The sequence below is a fragment of the Pseudomonas sp. IT-P12 genome (assembly GCF_949767465.1).
Classification (GTDB): Bacteria; Pseudomonadota; Gammaproteobacteria; order Pseudomonadales; family Pseudomonadaceae; genus Aquipseudomonas.
This window is the reverse complement of the sequence record NZ_CATKPY010000025.1, coordinates 120,246-138,999: the sequence shown is the minus strand read 5'-3', so window position 1 is coordinate 138,999 and position 18,754 is coordinate 120,246. Positions and strand designations below refer to the sequence as shown.

17 protein-coding genes and 1 other RNA gene are annotated in these 18,754 nt (G+C 62.4%); 4 read left to right on the top strand and 14 right to left on the bottom strand.

Annotated features, from left to right (window positions below):
• Position 1: 1 nt before the first annotated feature.
• The 14 genes from ACM6IM_RS24115 to rsmI all read right to left on the bottom strand — a co-directional run bounded on the left by ACM6IM_RS24115 (position 2) and on the right by rsmI (position 15,066).
• Positions 2 to 970 (bottom strand): D-alanine--D-alanine ligase, encoded by a 969-nt coding sequence (locus ACM6IM_RS24115; protein ID WP_201194249.1) that lies wholly within the window; start codon positions 968 to 970, stop codon positions 2 to 4.
• Positions 967 to 2,427 carry a UDP-N-acetylmuramate--L-alanine ligase gene (murC, locus tag ACM6IM_RS24110; protein WP_192305109.1) on the bottom strand — a complete coding sequence of 487 codons (1,461 nt, stop codon included), beginning with the start codon at positions 2,425 to 2,427 and terminating at the stop codon, positions 967 to 969. The genes ACM6IM_RS24115 and murC overlap by 4 nt, the downstream gene beginning before the upstream one ends.
• Positions 2,420 to 3,490, bottom strand: a complete 1,071-nt coding sequence (gene murG / locus ACM6IM_RS24105; RefSeq protein WP_201194251.1) for an undecaprenyldiphospho-muramoylpentapeptide beta-N-acetylglucosaminyltransferase — start codon at positions 3,488 to 3,490, stop codon at positions 2,420 to 2,422. Before murG ends, murC begins: the two co-directional genes overlap by 8 nt.
• On the bottom strand, positions 3,480 to 4,697 hold the full coding sequence (gene ftsW / locus ACM6IM_RS24100) for a putative lipid II flippase FtsW (protein WP_412548003.1): 1,218 nt from the start codon (positions 4,695 to 4,697) through the stop codon (positions 3,480 to 3,482). The genes murG and ftsW overlap by 11 nt, the downstream gene beginning before the upstream one ends.
• Positions 4,694 to 6,040, bottom strand: a complete 1,347-nt coding sequence (gene murD / locus ACM6IM_RS24095; protein ID WP_201194253.1) for a UDP-N-acetylmuramoyl-L-alanine--D-glutamate ligase — start codon at positions 6,038 to 6,040, stop codon at positions 4,694 to 4,696. The genes ftsW and murD overlap by 4 nt, the downstream gene beginning before the upstream one ends.
• Before the next feature lie 5 nt (positions 6,041 to 6,045).
• Positions 6,046 to 7,128 (bottom strand): phospho-N-acetylmuramoyl-pentapeptide-transferase, encoded by a 1,083-nt coding sequence (mraY, locus tag ACM6IM_RS24090; RefSeq protein ID WP_414866501.1) that lies wholly within the window; start codon positions 7,126 to 7,128, stop codon positions 6,046 to 6,048.
• Complete coding sequence (locus ACM6IM_RS24085) at positions 7,128 to 8,495, bottom strand: UDP-N-acetylmuramoyl-tripeptide--D-alanyl-D-alanine ligase (protein ID WP_414866500.1); 1,368 nt, start codon at positions 8,493 to 8,495, stop codon at positions 7,128 to 7,130. Before ACM6IM_RS24085 ends, mraY begins: the two co-directional genes overlap by 1 nt.
• Entirely contained in the window at positions 8,488 to 9,951 is a 1,464-nt protein-coding gene (locus ACM6IM_RS24080) for a UDP-N-acetylmuramoyl-L-alanyl-D-glutamate--2,6-diaminopimelate ligase (RefSeq protein WP_192305099.1), read from the bottom strand. The genes ACM6IM_RS24085 and ACM6IM_RS24080 overlap by 8 nt, the downstream gene beginning before the upstream one ends.
• Positions 9,951 to 11,690 (bottom strand): peptidoglycan D,D-transpeptidase FtsI family protein, encoded by a 1,740-nt coding sequence (locus tag ACM6IM_RS24075; RefSeq protein WP_192306385.1) that lies wholly within the window; start codon positions 11,688 to 11,690, stop codon positions 9,951 to 9,953. The genes ACM6IM_RS24080 and ACM6IM_RS24075 overlap by 1 nt, the downstream gene beginning before the upstream one ends.
• Positions 11,690 to 11,983: a cell division protein FtsL gene (ftsL, locus tag ACM6IM_RS24070; protein WP_192305097.1), complete on the bottom strand. Its 294-nt coding sequence runs from the start codon at positions 11,981 to 11,983 to the stop codon at positions 11,690 to 11,692. Before ftsL ends, ACM6IM_RS24075 begins: the two co-directional genes overlap by 1 nt.
• A complete protein-coding gene (gene rsmH / locus ACM6IM_RS24065; protein ID WP_412548002.1) occupies positions 11,980 to 12,927 on the bottom strand; it encodes a 16S rRNA (cytosine(1402)-N(4))-methyltransferase RsmH in 948 nt (315 codons plus the stop codon). Before rsmH ends, ftsL begins: the two co-directional genes overlap by 4 nt.
• Positions 12,924 to 13,379: a division/cell wall cluster transcriptional repressor MraZ gene (gene mraZ, locus ACM6IM_RS24060; RefSeq protein WP_003205355.1), complete on the bottom strand. Its 456-nt coding sequence runs from the start codon at positions 13,377 to 13,379 to the stop codon at positions 12,924 to 12,926. The genes rsmH and mraZ overlap by 4 nt, the downstream gene beginning before the upstream one ends.
• 352 nt (positions 13,380 to 13,731) lie before the next feature.
• Positions 13,732 to 14,085, bottom strand: an RNA gene (gene rnpB, locus ACM6IM_RS24055) — RNase P RNA component class A.
• Between the two features lie 75 nt (positions 14,086 to 14,160).
• Positions 14,161 to 15,066 (bottom strand): 16S rRNA (cytidine(1402)-2'-O)-methyltransferase, encoded by a 906-nt coding sequence (gene rsmI / locus ACM6IM_RS24050; protein ID WP_201194263.1) that lies wholly within the window; start codon positions 15,064 to 15,066, stop codon positions 14,161 to 14,163.
• A 175-nt stretch (positions 15,067 to 15,241) separates the two neighbouring features.
• Here rsmI and ACM6IM_RS24045 point away from each other — a divergent pair, with 175 nt between their 5' ends.
• The 4 genes from ACM6IM_RS24045 to ACM6IM_RS24030 all read left to right on the top strand — a co-directional run bounded on the left by ACM6IM_RS24045 (position 15,242) and on the right by ACM6IM_RS24030 (position 18,688).
• Positions 15,242 to 17,053 (top strand): penicillin-binding protein activator, encoded by a 1,812-nt coding sequence (locus ACM6IM_RS24045; protein ID WP_414866499.1) that lies wholly within the window; start codon positions 15,242 to 15,244, stop codon positions 17,051 to 17,053.
• A complete protein-coding gene (locus ACM6IM_RS24040) occupies positions 17,053 to 17,415 on the top strand; it encodes a YraN family protein (protein WP_192305091.1) in 363 nt (120 codons plus the stop codon). Before ACM6IM_RS24045 ends, ACM6IM_RS24040 begins: the two co-directional genes overlap by 1 nt.
• 104 nt (positions 17,416 to 17,519) lie before the next feature.
• The gene (locus ACM6IM_RS24035; RefSeq protein WP_008025961.1) at positions 17,520 to 18,113 is read left to right on the top strand and encodes a phosphoheptose isomerase; all 594 of its coding nucleotides are present in this window, start codon (positions 17,520 to 17,522) and stop codon (positions 18,111 to 18,113) included.
• The gene (locus ACM6IM_RS24030) at positions 18,110 to 18,688 is read left to right on the top strand and encodes a BON domain-containing protein (protein ID WP_192305089.1); all 579 of its coding nucleotides are present in this window, start codon (positions 18,110 to 18,112) and stop codon (positions 18,686 to 18,688) included. The genes ACM6IM_RS24035 and ACM6IM_RS24030 overlap by 4 nt, the downstream gene beginning before the upstream one ends.
• The last annotated feature ends 66 nt before the right edge of the window (positions 18,689 to 18,754 follow it).

Below are 18,754 nucleotides of genomic sequence, written 5' to 3'. Positions count from 1 at the left end.
CTTACCCTCGCGGCTCTTCGTTGCTGGCAATGCTTGCCGCCAGGATGGTCAGAACCAGTTGCTGGAAATCCAGGCCGGCGGCACGGGCCGCCATCGGTACCAGGCTGTGATCGGTCATGCCCGGTGCGGTGTTGACTTCAAGGAACCAGAACTGGCCGTCCGCATCCTGCATCACGTCTGCCCTGCCCCAACCGGCGATACCCAGCGCCTCACAGGCTTTCGCCGTGAGGTCCATCAGTTCCTTTTCCTTGGTGCTGTCCAGCCCGCACGGAATCCGATACTGGGTATCGTTGGCGATGTACTTGGCGTCGTAGTCGTAGAAACTGTGCGTCGTCCCCAGGGCAATCGGTGGCAACACCTGGTCACGCAGCGTGGCGATGGTGAACTCCGGACCTTGAATCCATTGCTCGACCAACACTTGCGAATCGTAGGTACTGGCCGCTTTCCAGGCGTCGATCAATTCGGACGCGGAACTCACTTTGGCCATACCGATACTTGAACCTTCATGAGCCGGTTTGACGATCAAAGGAAAGCCCAGTTCCGTCGCTGCCGAAATACAATCGGCCTCGCAACGCAGTACGGCGTGGCGCGGCGTCGGAATGCCGAGGCTGTGCCAGACCTGCTTGGTGCGCAGCTTGTCCATGGCCAGGGCCGACGCGAGGATGCCACTGCCGGTGTACGGAATGCCCAGGCATTCCAGCAGGCCCTGCATGCTGCCGTCTTCACCGCCACGACCGTGGAGGATGATGAAGGCGCGGTCGATTTTTTCGCTCTGCAGACGCTGCAAAAGATCGTCACCGACGTCGAGGCCGAACGCATCCACGCCCGCGCTTTGCAGCGCCTGGAGAACGGCATTGCCCGACTTCAGGGACACCTCACGCTCGGCACTCTTGCCGCCGTACAGCACGGCGACGCGGCCGAAATCCTTCGGCGCGATCGTGGAGATGAGGTTGGCGTAGGCAGCAGTCATTTCAACTTCCCCTCGACCGATGCCGCCACGGCACCGGTGAACAACGGACTCTTCAACAAGCTGGGGGCAAGCCCCCCCACATCACCGGCCCCCTGGCACAGCAGGATGTCGCCGGCCCGCAACAGCGGCTTGACCACTGGCGCAAGGTCGACACCGCGCTCGATGTAGATCGGATCGAGCTGGCCACGTTGCCGGATGCTGTTGCACAGCTTGCGACTGTCAGCCCCCGGGATCGGTTCTTCGCCCGCCGGGTACACTTCCATCAGCAGCAGCACGTTGGCGTCGGCCAGGACATTGACGAAATCGTCGTACAGGTCGCGCGTACGGCTGTAGCGGTGTGGCTGGTAGACCATCACCAGTCGGCGCTCCGGCCAGCCACCGCGAACGGCCTTGATCACCGCCGCAACTTCGGTCGGGTGGTGACCGTAATCGTCGACCAGCATCACGTTGCCGCCTTCGACCGGCAGTTCGCCGTAGACCTGGAAGCGGCGACCGACACCCTGGAACCCGGACAGGCCCTGGACGATGGCTTCATCGCTGACGCCTTCGTCGGTGGCGATGCAAATGGTCGCCAGTGCGTTCAGCACGTTGTGGTTGCCCGGCATGTTCACCGAGACGTCCAACGGCTCGCGATCCGGGCGCAGTACGGTGAAGAAGGTCTGCATGCCCTGCTGGCGCACATTGATCGCACGCACGTCGCAGTCATCGCCGAAGCCGTAGGTCACTGCCGGACGCTTGACCTGCGGCAGGATTTCACGCACCACGGGATCGTCCAGGCACACCACGGCCAGACCGTAGAACGGCAGGTTGTGCAGGAATTCGACGAAGGTTTTCTTCAGTTTGTTGAAGTCGCCGTCGTAGGTCGCCATGTGGTCGGCGTCGATGTTGGTGACCACGGCCACCAGCGGCTGCAGGTGCAGGAAACTGGCATCGCTTTCATCGGCCTCGGCGATCAGGTAGCGGCTGGTGCCCAGCTGGGCGTTGGTGCCCGCAGCGTTCAGGCGGCCACCGATGACGAAGGTCGGGTCCAGGCCACCGGCGGCAAACACCGAGGCGATCAGGCTGGTGGTGGTGGTTTTGCCGTGGGTACCGGCGACGGCGATGCCGTGGCGATAACGCATCAGCTCGGCCAGCATTTCGGCACGCGGCACCACGGGAATGCGCCGCTCCAGTGCGGTGGCGACTTCCGGGTTGGAGGTGTTCACGGCACTCGAGACCACCAGCACGTCAGCGGCGGCAGCGTTTTCGGCGCGGTGGCCGATGTAGATCTGGGCGCCGAAGGATTCCAGGCGCTCGGTCACCGGCGAAGCTTTCAGGTCGGAACCGGACACTTGATAGCCCAGGTTCAGCAACACTTCGGCGATACCGCACATGCCCACGCCGCCGATCCCGACGAAGTGGATACGACGGATGCGGCGCATCTCCGGTTGCGGCATGGCTTTCTGATTTTCAACCATGGGCCACCTCCAGGCAGGTATCGACCACATTACGCGTGGCATCGGGTTTGGCCAGGCGACGTGCTGCAGTCGCCATGTCGGTGAGTCGTTGTGGCTGCATCAAAACCTCTGTCAGGCGTGCGGCAAGATCCGCTGCGCCAGTCGTTCTTTGCGGCATCAGGAAGGCAGCGCCTTCACGGGCCAAATAATCGGCGTTGCGGGTCTGGTGATCGTCGATCGCGTGGGGCAAGGGCACCAGCATCGAGGGCAGACCGGCGGCGGCCAGTTCACTGATGGTCAATGCGCCTGCGCGGCACACCACCAGGTCGGCCCAGCCATAGGCTTGGGCCATGTCTTTGATGAAAGGCTGCACTTGCGCCTCGACGCCAGCCGCGCGATAGCGCTCTGCAGTCACTTCATCGTGGTTTTTGCCGGCCTGATGGAACACGTCCGGGCGCAGGTCGGGAGCGACTTGCGCCAGGGCTTCAGGCAGCAACTTGTTCAACGGCTCTGCGCCCAGGCTTCCGCCCAGGATCAGCAAACGCGCCTTGCGACCTGCCAGGGCAGGTCGCGGTGTATCGAGGAACAGCTCCGGGCGCACCGGATTACCGGTGGTCCGTCGGCTGTCCGACAGGGTAAAGGTGTCGGGGAACGCTTCACAGACTCGGGCGGCCAACGGCACCAGCAACCGATTGGCGGTACCGGCCACGGCGTTCTGTTCGTGAACGATCACCGGCACACCGGCCAGTTTGGCCGCGACACCACCGGGACCGGTCACATAACCGCCAAAGCCGACCACGCACACCGGTCGCAACTGGCGAATGATCGTGCGCGCCTGCCAGATCGACTTGAGCAACATCAACGGCGCCTTGAGCAGGGACAACTTGCCCTTGCCGCGCAGGCCGCTGGCATTGATGCGATGCAGTTCGATGCCGGCCATCGGCACCAGATCGTTTTCGATGCCGCGCGGTGTCCCGAGCCAATGCACGGTGTAGCCCCGCACCTGGAACTCACGGGCACAGGCCAGCGCCGGGAACACATGGCCACCGGTGCCGCCCGCCATGATCAGCACGTTAGCGCCCATGGCTCGGCTCCTCGGCGAAGTCGCTCTCATGGAACTCCATCTCTTCGCTGCCCAGATGGGTTCGACTCTCCCACTCGATGCGCAGCAACAAGCCGAGACAGGCGCAGCAGATCACCAGCGAACTGCCGCCATAACTGAGGAACGGCAAGGTCAGGCCCTTGGTCGGCAGCAGGCCGACGTTCACCCCGATGTTGATCAGGAACTGACCAATCCACAGGAACGACAGGCCATAAGCGATGTAGGCGGCGAAGAACTGCTTGGCCTTCTCGGCCCAGTAGCCGATGTACATGCCGCGGACACAGACGAACACGAACAGCGCCACGGTGCACAGGGAGCCGACGGCGCCCAGCTCTTCGGCCAGGACCGAGAACACGAAGTCGGTATGCGCTTCCGGCAGGTAGAACTGTTTCTGCACGCTGTTGCCCAGGCCAACCCCCAGCCACTCGCCGCGACCAAACGCGATCAAGGCCTGGGACAATTGATAGCCGGCACCGAACTGGTCGGCCCACGGGTCGGCAAAGTTGGTCAGGCGCGCCATTCGATAAGGCTGCACCTGGATCAGCAACACCACCGCCGCGACGGCCAGGACCACCATCAGCGAGAAACGGAACAGCCCGACGCCACCGAGGAACAACATTGCCGCCGCCGCCCCCATCATCACGACGGTGGCGCCGAAGTCCGGCTCCATCAGCAGCAGGCCGGCCATCGGCAGCAGCACGATGAACGGCTTGAAGAAGCCCATCCAGCTCTCGCGCACTTCTTTCTGGCGACGTACCAGATAACCGGCGAGGTAGATCACCACGAACACCTTGGCGATCTCGGAAGGCTGCACGTTGAAAAAGCTGAAGCCGATCCAGCGCATCGAGCCGTTCACTTCACGGCCGATCCCCGGGATGATCACCATCACCAGCAAACCGAAGGCACCAATGAGCATCATCCAGCCCAAGCGTTGCCAGGTGGCGATCGGAATCATCATGGTGACCACGCAGGCACCCAGGCCCAGCGCCACGTAAATCAGGTGGCGGATCATGTAGTACAGGGCGCTGCCCGATTGCACCGCCGCCACTTCGGTCGAGGCCGAGGCAATCATGACCAGTCCGAGGCCAAGCAACGCCAGGCAACCGGCGAGCATCGGAAAGTCGAGGTCGATACCGCGTCCGGTGATGATCGGCGAAGGGTACGGCTTGATGATGTTCAGCAGACTCATGCCAGATCCTCCACGGCTTGGACGAACTGGTGACCACGGTCTTCGTAATGCTTGAACATGTCGAAACTGGCGCAGGCCGGCGACAGCAACACGGCGTCGCCCGGTTGCGCCACGGCGCGGCACTGCGCCACGGCTTCGAGCAGCGAGTCGACCCGAATCTGCTGCACCGCCTCGCCGATGGCCGCGCCAATCTTGTCGCTGTCGCGGCCCATCAAGATGACGGCGCGGCAGTTGGCGGCCACCGGATCGCGCAGGTCCTTGAACTCGGCCCCCTTGCCGTCGCCACCGGCGATCAATACCAGCTTGCCGTCGATGTCTGCACCCAGGCCCTCGATGGCCGCCAGTGCGGCACCCACGTTGGTGGCCTTGGAATCGTTGTAGTAGCTCACGCCGTCCAGGTCACGCACCCACTGGCAACGATGCTCGAGGCCGGCGAAGGTGCGCAGGCTCGAGAGCATGGCGTCGAATGGCAGCCCGACCGCATGCCCCAGGGCCAGGGCTGCCAGAGCGTTGGACTGGTTGTGGGCACCGCGAATCTTCAATTCGCGCACTGGCATCAGGTTCTGGAATTCGAAGGCCAGGTATTTCTCGCCGTTCTCTTCGCGGATACCGAAAGCCTTGAAATCGGGTTTGCCCAACCCGAAGGTCCAGCACGGCTGGCCTTCACCCATCAACGGACGGCTCAAGGCGTCCTGGCGGTTGACCACAAACTGCCGGGCGCCACGGAAAATCCGGTGCTTGGCCAGGTGATAGGCCGGCAGACCGCTGTAGCGGTCCATGTGGTCTTCGCTGATGTTGAGCACCGTCGCCACTTCGGCGTTGAGCTGGTCGGTGGTTTCCAGCTGGAAACTCGACAGCTCCATCACGTACAGCTCGATGTCATCGTTCAGCAGGTCCAGCGCCGGGGTGCCCAGGTTGCCGCCGACGGCGACACGCTTGCCTGCGGCAGCGGCCATCTCGCCGACCAGGGTGGTCACGGTGCTTTTCGCATTGGAGCCGCTGATGGCCACGATCGGCGCCTTCGCGTTACGCGCGAACAACTCGATGTCGCCGGACAACTTCACGCCACGGGCGGCAGCGGCCTGCAGGGCCGGGGTCGCCAGCGCCAGGCCGGGACTCACGTAGAGCTCGTCGGCACGGCACAGGAATTCGACGTCCAGCTCGCCACAACGCACTTCCACGTGCGGATAGTCACGCTTGAGCGTGGCCAGTTCCGGTGGATTTTCCCGCGTATCGGCGACGGCAAACGACGTGCCCCGGTTCGCCAGGAAGCGAACCAGGGACATGCCGCTCTTGCCGAGGCCGACAACGATGCGGAAGTGGTCAGAAGCGATCAGGGACACTCGTTCTACCTCAGCTTCAGGGTGGCAAGGCCAATCAGCACGAGAATCACGGTGATGATCCAGAAACGGACGATCACACGCGGCTCGGGCCAGCCCTTGAGTTCAAAGTGGTGGTGAATCGGCGCCATGCGGAACACGCGACGCCCGGTCAGCTTGAAGGAGGTCACCTGGATGACCACCGACAGGGTTTCCATCACGAACACGCCGCCCATGATGAACAGGACGATTTCCTGGCGGACGATCACCGCGATAGTGCCCAGGGCGGCGCCCAGCGCCAGTGCGCCGACGTCACCCATGAAGACCTGGGCTGGATAGGTGTTGAACCAGAGGAACCCGAGGCCCGCGCCAATCAGGGCGCCACAGAATACGATCAGCTCGCCCGCGCCCGGCACGTAGGGGATCAGCAGGTACTCGGCGAACTTCACGTTACCCGACAGGTAGCAGAAGATCCCCAGGCCACCGCCGACCATCACGGTCGGCATGATTGCCAGGCCGTCGAGGCCATCGGTCAGGTTGACCGCATTGCTCGAGCCGACGATCACGAAGTAGGTCAGGACGATGAACCCGGCCCCCAGCGCAATGCTGTAGTCCTTGAGCATCGGCAGGATCAGGGTGGTCTCGACCGGAGTCGCGGCAGTCTTGTAGAGGAAGATCGCCGCCGCCAGGCCAAACACCGACTGCCAGAAATACTTCCAGCGGCTCGGCAGGCCCTTGGAGTTCTTCTCGATCACCTTGCGATAGTCATCGACCCAGCCGATGGCACCGAACAGCAACGTCACCAGCAACACCACCCAGACGTAACGGTTGCTCAGGTCGGCCCACAACAGGGTGCTGACGCCGATGGACGACAGGATCAGCGCGCCACCCATGGTCGGCGTACCGGATTTGGAGAGGTGCGACTGCGGACCGTCATTACGCACGGACTGGCCGATCTGACGGTTCTGCAGGGTACGGATCATCCACGGGCCGTAGCACAGCGACAGGACCAGCGCGGTCAGCACACCGAGAATCCCGCGCAGGGTCAGGTACTGGAAGACCGCGAAGCCTTTGTAGAACTGTTGCAGATACTCCGCTAGCAGCAGCAGCATTAATGCTTCTCCAGACTGGAATCACACAAAGCCGCGACGATGTTTTCCATCGCAGCGCTGCGCGAGCCCTTGATCAAAATGGTGGTGTTGGTGTCTTGCTCGGCGCCGAGGGCCTTGATCAGTTCAGCCTGGGTGGCGAAGTGATAAGCCTGTTCGCCGAACGCCTTCACGGCGTGAGCCATCAGCGGCCCCACGGCATACAGCGCACAAACCTTGCCTCGGGCATAGGCGCCCACGTCGCGGTGCCCCTGCTCCGCCCAGTCGCCCAGCTCGCCAATATCGCCGAGCACCAGAACGGTGCGCCCGGAAAAGCCGGCGAGTATATCAACGGCGGCACACATGGAGGTGGGGTTCGCGTTGTAGGTGTCATCGATCACGCGCATGCCATTGCTGGCCAATTGCGCGACGGTGCGGCCCTTGACCGGCTGCACCGCACCAAGGCCGGTGGCGATGCCGAACAACGACACGCCCAGGGCGTGCGCAGCGGCGGCCGCCGCCATGGCATTGGCCACGTTATGGGTGCCGAGCAGGTTCAGTTGAACGTGCTCCACACCCATGGGCGTGTGCAGCTTGAACGACGGGCAACCGCGCGCATCGCGGCCCAGGTCGCTGGCATGGAAATCGGCGTCGGCGTTGTCCAGGGCGAAGGTCAGTACCTTGCGACCGGCGGCACGGGTCTTCCAGATCCCGAAGGCCTTGTCGTCCAGATTGAGGACGGCAACGCCGTCGGCCGCCAGCCCTTCGATGATCTCGCCCTTGGCTTCGACGATTTTCTCCGGGCCGCCGAACTCACCCACGTGGGCGGTCCCGGCGTTATTGAGGATGGCGACATGAGGCTTGGTCATGGCCACGGTGTAGGCAATTTCGCCAAGGCGCGAGGCCCCCAGTTCAATCACCGCAGCCGTATGCTCAGGTGCCAGTTCCAGCAGCGTCAGCGGCACGCCGAGGTCGTTATTCAGGTTGCCACGGGTGGCCAGGACCGGACCGCGCGTGCGCAGGATGCTCGCGAGCATTTCCTTGACCGTGGTCTTGCCGCTGGAGCCGGTAACGGCGGCGACCGGGTGGGTAAACGCCGCACGGTTCAGCGCCCCCAGTTGCCCCAGCGCCTGACGGGTATCAGCCACCCGCAATTGCGGCAGGCTGCTGTCAGCGACTTCGCGCTCGACCAGCGCCGCCACGGCGCCTTTGGCCGCGACGTCGTTCAAATAGTCATGACCATCGAAACGCGGGCCAGCCAGTGCGATGAACAATTGGCCCGGCTTGATGGCGCGGCTGTCGATGCTGACGCCATTGAAACTGGCATCGGCGCTGAGCAGACGGCCATTCAATGCAACGGTCAGTTCACTCAGTTTCAGGGCCTCAAGCATGGGCCACCTCCCACGCGGTCAAGGCACGGTCAGCCTCGACCAGATCCGAGAAGTCGTGGCGCTGGCCGTTGATTTCCTGATAATCCTCGTGGCCCTTGCCGGCCAGGACGATCACGTCATCCGCCGAAGCGCCCGCGATCAATTGGGCAATCGCCAGGCCACGACCGGCGACGAAAGTCACGTTGTCCGCATGGGCGAAGCCGGCACGAATGTCATCGAAGATCACTGCCGGGTCTTCGGTGCGCGGATTGTCATCGGTGACCAGCACGCCGTCAGCCAGACGCTCGACCACCTCGGCCATCAACGGGCGCTTGCCGCGATCGCGATCGCCGCCACAACCGAACAGGCACAGCAGCCGCCCCTTGGCGTGCGGGCGCAGGGCTGTCAGTACTTTTTCCAGGGCATCCGGGGTGTGGGCGTAATCGACCACCACCAGCGGCTGAGTACCGCCCCCCAGGCGCTGCATGCGTCCTGCCGGGCCTTCGAGCTTCGGCAGGACCTTGAGGATTTCATCCAGTGCGTAGTCGAGACCGAGCAAGGCGCCGATCGCGGCCAGCACGTTGCTCAGGTTGAAGCGACCGAGCAAGGTGCTGCGCAGATGATGCTCGCCCTGCGGCGTGACCAGCGTGGCGCGCACGCCTTCGTCGTCAAATTGCGCATCACGGCAGAACAGGTAGGCGCTGCGATCCAGCAAGCTGTAGGTGATCAGGCGCGACTCGCGTTTTTCACCCGCCAGTTGCCGACCGAATTCGTCGTCGAGGTTGACCACGCGGCACTTCAGGTCATTCCAGGCAAACAGCCTGGCCTTGGCTTCGCCGTAGGCCTGCATGGTGCCGTGGTAATCCAGGTGGTCGCGGGACAGGTTGGTCATCACCGCCACGTCGAACGCCAACGCGGTCACACGCCCCTGGTCCAGGCCGTGGGACGACACTTCCATGGCCACGGCCTTGGCGCCTGCTTTTTTCAGGTCAGCCAGGGTCGCCTGGACGGCAATCGGGTTCGGCGTGGTGTGCAGGCCGCTTTCCAGCGCGCCGTAAAAACCGGTGCCCAGCGTACCGACGATGCCGCAATGCTGGCCGAGCAGATCCAGGGCCTGGGCCACCAGTTGGGTCACGCTGGTCTTGCCATTGGTGCCGGTCACGCCCACCAGGTTCAGGTGGCGGCTCGGGTCGCCGTAAAAACGCCCGGCGATGTCCGACAGCTGCGCCGCCAATCCCTTGACCGGAATCAACGGCACATCGGTGATCGGCAACACGGTCGCGCCTTCGACTTCATAAGCCACCGCCGCCGCGCCACGCTGCAGGGCGTCGCCGATGTGCGCGCGACCATCGAAGCGCCCGCCCGGCACGGCCAGGAACAGGTCGCCGGCCCGCACGTTGCGACTGTCGATCGTCAACTCACGGATCAACAGATCGCGGCCGGCGTGGGCAAAAATCTTGTTCAGGCTCAGGGACATCAGCCGCGCCCTCCATTGGCTTTCGGTGGAACGGCCGGGGCCGCATTGGCCTGTTGGACCGGCGGCAGGTTGTCCGGCGTGATGTTCATCAGGCGCAAGGTCCCGGACATCACTTTGCTGAACACCGGCGCCGACACCAGGCCACCGAAGTAACCGGCCTTGGTCGGCTCATCGATCACCACCACGATGGCGTAGCGCGGGTCGTTCATCGGACCGAAACCGGCGAACAGCGAGCGGTAGGAGTTTTCGGCATAGCCTTTGGTACCGACCGACGTCTTGCGCGCAGTACCGGATTTGCCGCCCACGTGATACGCCGGCACTTGCGCGCGGAACACACCGCGCGGGGCTTCGATCACTTGTTGCAGCATGGTCTGCATGGTCTTCGCAACGTTTTCCGGCAGCACCTGCGTGGTCTGCGGCGCCTTGTCGGTCTTGATCAGGGTCAGCGGTGCGAGGCGACCGTTGTTGGCCAGGGCCGAGAAGGCATGAACCAGCTGGATCGCGGTCACGGAAATACCGTAGCCGTAGGACAGCGTGGCCGTTTCAGCCTTGCGCCATTCGCGGTAGTTCGGCAGGTTGCCCACGCGCTCGCCCGGGAAACCGAGGCCTGTGTCCTGGCCGAGGCCGAGCTTCTGCGCCAGGCGGAAAATGGTTTCACCACCGATATCGAACGCGACCTTGCTCATGCCGACGTTACTGGAGTTGATCAGGATGCCGGTCATGTCCAGCACCGGACCTTCGGTCTTGGAAACGTCCTTGATGGTGTATTTACCGATCTGCAATGTGCCCGGGTACACCTCGACGCTGTCGCTCGGCTTCCAGCGTCCGGTTTCGATGGCGGCGCTCATGGAGATCGCTTTCATGGTCGAGCCCGGCTCGAACACGTCGATCATTGCGCGGTTGCGCATCATGGCCGGCTGCAGGTTGCGGCGGTTGTTCGGGTTGTAGGTCGGCTGGTTGACCATGGCGAGGATCTCGCCGGTCTTCACGTCCATGATCACCAGGCTGCCAGCCTTGGCGCCGTTCTCGATGATCGCGTTGCGCAGCTCGCGGTTGGCCAGGTATTGCAGGCGCAGGTCAATCGACAACGCCAAGGGCTTGCCGGCCTTGGCGTTTTTTGTCACCTGAACATCCTTGATAAGTCGCCCGCGCCGGTCCTTGATGACCTGTCGCTTGCCGGGCACGCCGGCCAGCCATTCATCGTAGGCCAGTTCGACCCCTTCGCGACCATGATCATCGATGTCGGTAAAGCCGACCATGTGCGCAGTCACTTCACCCGCCGGGTAGAAGCGGCGGAACTCCTCGATGCCGTAAACGCCCGGGACTTTCAGATCGAGCACCGACTGGCCCTGCTCGGGGGTCAACCCGCGCACCAGGTAAATGAATTCCTTGTTGGCCTGCGCCTCGAGACGTTCAGCCAGGGCTTTCGGATCCTGCCCCAGCGCAGCCGCCAGTGCCGGCCATTTCTCTTTGGCCAGCTGCATTTCCTTGGCGTTGGCCCACAGGGTGGTGACCGGCGTACTGACGGCCAGAGGCTCGCCGTTACGGTCGGTGATCAGACCACGGTGGGCCGGAATCGGAATGTGACGAACACTGCGCGCGTCGCCCTGGCCCTTGAGGAAGGCACGGTCGACCACCTGCAGGTCGATGATGCGCCAGCAGATCGCAGCCACCATGACGCCGAGCAGCCCCAGCACCAGGCGGAAGCGCCATGGAAAGAGTGCGCCTTCGAGCTTCATCATGGCGCCACCATCTGCACGTCAGCTGCGCCAGGGATGTGCATCTTCAGCTGTTCGGTGGCCAGGACTTCGATACGACTGTGGGCAGTCCAGGTGCTCTGCTCGAGAATCAACCGGCCCCACTCCGCCTGCGCCTTGTCACGAACGCTCAGCTCGTTGTACAGCGTGTTCAATAGCTGACGATTCCAGTGCGCGCTGTAAGACACGCCGATGGCCGACACGAGCACGCCGATAAACAGCAGCAGCATGAAGAAGCTGCCGCCGGGCAGTGGCTTGGCGAAAAGCTTGCTCACCGCAGCTTCTCCGCGACGCGCATGACAGCGCTGCGAGCACGTGGGTTGGCTTTGAGTTCGGCCTCGGAGGCGGACTGCGCTTTGCCATGGATTTTGATTTTCGGTTCGAAAGCGACGTGACGAACCGGCAGGTTGCGCGGCAGATTGTCGGCTTCACCCTTGACCAGCTTGCGCATGAACAGCTTGACGATGCGGTCTTCCAGCGAATGAAAACTGATCACCACCAGCCGACCACCGATTTCCAGGCACTCCAGCGCGGCGTCGAGGCCGGCTTCCAGATCGCCCAGCTCGTTATTGACGTGAATGCGCAGGCCCTGGAAGGCGCGGGTCGCCGGATTCTTGCCTTTCTCCCACGCAGGGTTGGCCACCTTCAGGACTTCGGCCAGGTCACCGGTACGCTCGAACGGCTTGATGTCGCGACGCTCGACCACGGCACGGGCCATGCGTCCGGAGAAACGTTCTTCGCCGTACTCCTTGAACACCCGGGCGATTTCCTCCACGGGCGCGGTGTTGACGAATTCGGCGGCGCTGATGCCACGTGACGGGTCCATGCGCATGTCCAGCGGACCGTCGTTGAGAAAGCTGAAGCCGCGCTCAGGGTCATCGAGCTGTGGCGAAGACACGCCCAGGTCGAGCAGGACACCGCTGACCTTGCCGGTCAGACCACGTTCGGCCACTTCCGAACCGAGCTCGGCAAAGCTGCGCTGCACAACGACAAAGCGGCCGTCTTCGGCCGCTAGCGTCTGCCCTGTGGCAATCGCTTGAGGATCCTTGTCGAATCCGAGCAACCGGCCATCGGGACCGAGCTGGCTGAGGATCAACCGACTGTGCCCGCCGCGCCCGAACGTACCATCCAGATAGCAGCCATCAGCACGTACGGCGAGCCCCTCGACGGCCTCGTCAAGCAGTACGGTGATGTGGTTAAAGCCGCTATCAATAGTCACAGGATCAAATCACGCAGTTCATCGGGCATGGCGCCCGGTTGTTGAATAGCTGCCAGGTCAGCGGCAGAAACCGCATTCCAGGCATCCTCGTCCCACAATTGGAACTTGTTCAGTTGGCCCACCAACATCGCGCGCTTATCCAACTTGGCATATTCACGAAGACGCGGCGGCACCAGAAAACGACCACTGCCATCGAGCTCGAGGTCGACGGCATTACCAATCAATAAACGTTGCAGGCGGCGGTTCTCTTCGCGAAGCGAAGGCAGTGCGCGCAGTTTGGTTTCAATAATTTCCCACTCATCGAGGGGGTAAACACATAAACACGGATCAACGGCATCGATCGTGACGATCAACTGCCCGGAACTACGCGAAACGAGCTCGTCACGGTACCGGCTCGGCATGGCGAGACGGCCCTTTGCATCGAGACTGATAGCGTTAGCTCCGCGAAACACGTCAGCGTTTCTCCAAATGTTAGCGTTTTACGCTCAAAAAACCCACTTCATGCCACTTTCCGCCACTTGCGCACACTATAGGAATGCGGCCACCGCACCGTCAAGGCGCGGATTAAAGGAAAACCCTTACAGAACTGAGATTTAGGAGCACATCAGGAGGGGTAACGAGAATCCGGAGGGGGAATCGACGTAATAAATTGAATCAGCACAGAACGCTGCATTCGAAAGTTAAAGTAATTTGTTAAGAGTAAGATTTTTTCGGTATTACGAGAGAGGTTCTGCGAATCATTTACAAGGAGGGAAATGGCCATTACAGCGCCCTGTCCAATACTTCAAAACAGGGAGGGGAAAGGTGGAGAGTCGATCTGTAAGCCGGGTTCTGTCTTGAACAGTCATTCGTCTACGATGGCCATCACTGGACATCTTTAGCAACCTACCCGGTCCCAGCGCGGGCCACGCCTTGGGACCCTATTTGGTCTTGCTCCAAGTGGGGTTTACCTAGCCACGAACTGTTGCCAGACGTGCGGTGCGCTCTTACCGCACCTTTTCACCCTTACCGGCGCCGAAGCGCTTAGGCGGTTATTTTCTGTGGCACTTTCCGTAGGCTCACGCCTCCCAGGCATTACCTGGCACTTCGCCCTATGGAGCCCGGACTTTCCTCCCCCCCCTAATTTTCATAGAGGGCAGCGACTGTCCGATCGACTCTCCGCCGCGAAGGTTAACGGCAGAGCGCCCGAAGAACAAGCGCTAAACGCCTGCAGCCGCTCCTGTACGTCGGGTTTCACTCGCCTTTCTGCTTATCCAGTGCGGCCTGGTAAAGGACGTTCTTGCGCTCACCGGTAATCTGCGCCGCCAGGGCCGCCGCGCGCTTGAGAGGCATTTCTTCGAGCAGCAGGTCAAGAACGCGCATGGCTTCGCTGCTTACGGCGTCCTCGGCCTCGGGGGCTGTCCAGCCTGCGACCAGCACCACGCATTCGCCACGCTGCTGGTTGCTGTCCGACTCGACGAATTCGCGCAATTCGGCCAGCGGCAACCCCTTGAGGGTTTCAAAGGTTTTGGTCAGCTCCCTTGCCAGCAACGCCGGGCGCTGCCCACCAAAGACCTGCTCCATGTCCTGCAGGCATTCCAGGATACGGTGCGGCGCCTCGTAAAAAATCAATGTACGCGGCTCTTCCCTGACCTGCTCCAGGCGAGCACGCCGGCCGACGGCCTTGGCTGGCAGAAAGCCTTCGAAGATGAAACGGTCCGACGGCAGGCCCGCCGCCGACAACGCTGCGATCAGCGCGCAGGCGCCTGGCACCGGCACCACCTTGATCCCCGCCGCACGGGCCTGGCGGACCAGGTGATAGCCAGGGTCGGAAATCAGCGGCGTTCCGGCGTCGGAGATCAGCGCCACGTCATCACCGGCCAGCAGACGGGCAATAAAGCGGTTTCCTTCATCGCGTTCGTTGTGCTCGTGGCAGGCAGCCAGCGGGGTGGGAATGCCGAAATGCTGCATCAGTCGCTGGGAATGACGCGTGTCTTCGGCAGCGATCAACGCCACCTCGCGCAGGATTTTCAGCGCACGCGCACTGATGTCGTCCAGGTTGCCGATGGGCGTCGCCACCACATAAAGCGAGCCGGCAGCAGAATTCAAAGCACCCGGGACAGTCAAAGCGCACACCTCATGATCGGTAAAAGCCGCCATTGTAACGCGTAGCGACGCTTTCAACAGGCGCAAGCGGCGGCGGTTTTGCAGTGTCTGCCGCCGCCCTGCCGCCCCTGCATGAGCTAAATTGATCGATTCACGCCAGTAACATCGCGCCCCGGCCAGTGCTTGGGTACAATTCCACGCTAATTTGATCGAGTATCGGGAACACTACATGATCGCTTGCCTGCGGCTGTTCACTGCCCTCTGCCTCGCTGCGCTGCTGGCGGCTTGCGCCAGCTCGCCGTCCTCCAGCCTGGACGAAATCCCACGGACCGCGGATGCCAGCATCGAGCAACTGCTCGATCAGGCCGCCAAAAGTAAAACACCGGAACAAGCCGCGCTGTATCGCTTGAGTGCCGCCGACCTGGCTTATCGCCAGGGCAATGCCGGCCAATCCGCGCAAATCCTGCAACAGGTGCCGGTCGAGCAACTCAAGCCGGGCCAGCAGGTGTTCGCCAACACCCTGGCAGCCGAACTGGCCATGACGCGCAATCAGCCGAAAGCCGCGCTGACGGCCCTGAACCACCCAAGCCTGCAACAACTGGCCGAACTGCCGGTCGAGCAGCAGGTTCGCACCGGCACCGTACGCGCCCGCGCCCTTGAGGCCGACGGCCAGACACTCGCCGCCGCGCGCGAACGCATCTTCATCGCGCCGATGCTGAGCGGTGAAGCGGCTGGCAAAAATCACGAAGCGATCTGGACCCTGATCGCATCGCTGCCGACCGACCAATTGCAGCCCGGCACCAGCGACGACCTCGGTGGCTGGATGGGTCTGGCGCTGGCGGTGAAGACCGCCGGCACACTGGAACAGCAGCAGGCCGCCATCGACAACTGGCGCGCCCAGAACCCCAAGCACCCGGCCGCCATCCAACTGCCGCAACCGCTGACCAACCTCAAGGAACTGGCCAGCCAGCCCCTGAGCAAGATCGCCCTGCTGCTGCCGCAGGACGGTCCGCTCGCCTCGGTCGGCAAGGCGCTTCGCGACGGATTCATGGCTGCTCACTACCAGGCCCAACAAGCCGGCCAGAAGCCGCCTGCCATTGCCTTTTATGACAGCTCGCGTCTGACGTCGCTCGACGAGTTCTACCGCAAGGCGCAGGCCGATGGCGTGCAACTGGTGGTCGGCCCGCTGGAAAAGCCGCTGGTCAAACAACTGAGCGCTCGGCCACAACTGCCGATCACCACCCTGGCGCTGAACTACAGCGAAGGCACCCAAGGCCCGGCGCAGCTGTTCCAGTTTGGCCTGGCCGCTGAAGACGAAGCCCGTGAAGTGTCGCGCCGCGCCCGGGCCGACGGCCTGCATCGCGCCGCCATCATGGTGCCCAAAGGCGAATGGGGCGACCGCGTCCTCAGAGCGTTCAGCCAGGACTGGCAAGCCAACGGCGGCAGCATCGTGGCCACCGAACGGGTCGATCAGCCCGTACAACTGGCCCAGCAAATTGCCGACATGTTCCAGCTGCGCCAGAGTGAAGGCCGTGCCAAGAGCCTGCAAAGCACCGTGGGCTCGCAAGTGGCTGCACAGCCTTCGCGTCGCCAGGACATCGAGTTCATCTTCCTGGCCGCAACGCCTCAGCAAGCCCAGCAGATCAAACCGACCCTGAACTTCCAGTACGCGGGTGACGTACCGGTCTACGCCACCTCCCACGTGTTCAGTGCCAGCGGCGACGTCAACCAGTACAACGACATGAACGGCATTCGCTTCTGCGAAACCCCATGGCTGCTGGACGCCAACGACCCGCTGCGCAAGCAGGTGACCGCGCAATGGCCACAAGCCGCCGGCAGCCTGGGGCGCCTGTATGCGATGGGCGCCGACGCCTATCGCCTGGCACCGCGCCTGGGGCAACTCAAGGCGCTGCCGGACAGCCAGATCGAGGGACAATCCGGCAGCCTGAGCATGACGCAGAACCAGCGCGTGGTACGCCAGCTGCCCTGGGCAGAGTTCGTCAACGGCCAGGTTCAACGCCTGCCGAACACACCGCGCTGATGCCTGACGGATCACGCCAGCAAAGCGGCAAGGATGCCGAGCGCCATGCGCTCGAGCATCTGCAACGACAGGGTCTGCGCCTGCTGGCGCAGAACTGGTTGTGCAAACGCGGCGAGCTTGATCTGGTCATGCTAGAGGGCGATACAGTAGTATTTGTTGAAGTTCGCTACAGAAAAAACACTCAATGGGGTGGCGCGCTCGATAGCATCGATGAGCGCAAACGGCAGAAACTGATCCTTGCCGCGCAGTATTTTCTTCAGCGCGAGTCGCGTTGGGCCAATTCCCCCTGCCGCTTCGACGTGGTTGCCATCGACAGCAATCACGATCAGTTGAACTGGTTGCAGAATGCCTTCGACAGCTGATCACCGGCGTCCCGACCCGGACACTTTCACCCGACAATTTTGCTCTTTGCTTTGCGGGCTGCACATTCATGTGCCCAGTAGCCGCGCTCATTAAGGTCACACAGATGGACATGCAATCCCGAATTCGCCAGCTTTTCCAGGCCAGTATCGACACCAAGCAAATGGCGATGGACGTACTTGCACCGCACATCGAGCAAGCCAGCCAGGTCATGGTCAACGCCCTGCTCAACGAAGGCAAAATGCTTTCCTGCGGCAACGGCGGCTCGGCCGGCGATGCCCAGCACTTCTCGTCCGAGCTGCTCAACCGCTTTGAGCGCGAGCGTCCGAGCTTGCCAGCCATCGCCCTGACCACCGACAGCTCGACGATCACCTCGATCGCCAACGACTACAGCTACAACGAAATTTTCTCCAAACAGATCCGCGCCCTTGGCCAACCGGGCGATGTGTTGCTGGCGATTTCCACCAGCGGCAACTCGGCCAACATAATTCAAGCGATCCAGGCCGCACATGATCGCGAAATGATTGTCGTAGCATTGACGGGACGTGATGGCGGCGGCATGGCGTCGCTGCTGTTGCCCGAAGACGTCGAAATTCGCGTACCGGCCAACGTCACCGCACGTATTCAGGAAGTCCACCTGCTGGCGATCCATTGCCTTTGCGATTTGATCGACAGCCAACTGTTCGGGAGTGAAGAATGACCCCTAATCGCTTGGGCCTTCTGGCCTTGACCCTGTGCCTGGGTATCAGCGGCTGCACCTCGGTGGTTAACGCCAGCCGGGAAGCCCCCATTGAAGATGACCGTGGCACGCGCACCCTCGGCAGCAAAATCGATGACTCACTGATCGACACCAAGGTCGGCGTGAACGTCGCCAAGGCCGATCCCGTCCTGGACAATGGATCGCACATCGTCGTCACCAGCTACAACGGTATCGTGCTGCTCGCCGGGCAAACCCCGCGCGAAGACCTGAAAGCCAAGGCCGAGCAGGCTGCCGCTGCTGTTCAGCGAGTGAAAAAGGTCCACAACGAACTGCAGGTGCTGCCGCCGTCCGGTTTCCTGGCGCGTCAGAACGATACCTGGCTGACCTCCAAGATCAAGACGCAGATGCTCACCGACCCGAACATTCCGGGCTCGCGCATCAAGGTGGTGACCGAAAACGGCATCGTCTACCTGCTGGGCCTGCTGACCCGCCAGGAAGCGACCCAGGCGACCAATCTGGTACAAGGCGTTTCCGGCGTGCAGAAGATTGTGAAGCTGTTCGAATACATCGACTGATCAGGCCTGTAAAAAACCGAGCGCGCCGCGGAGTATCGAGGCACCGCGCTTCGTCGTTGACGGCCA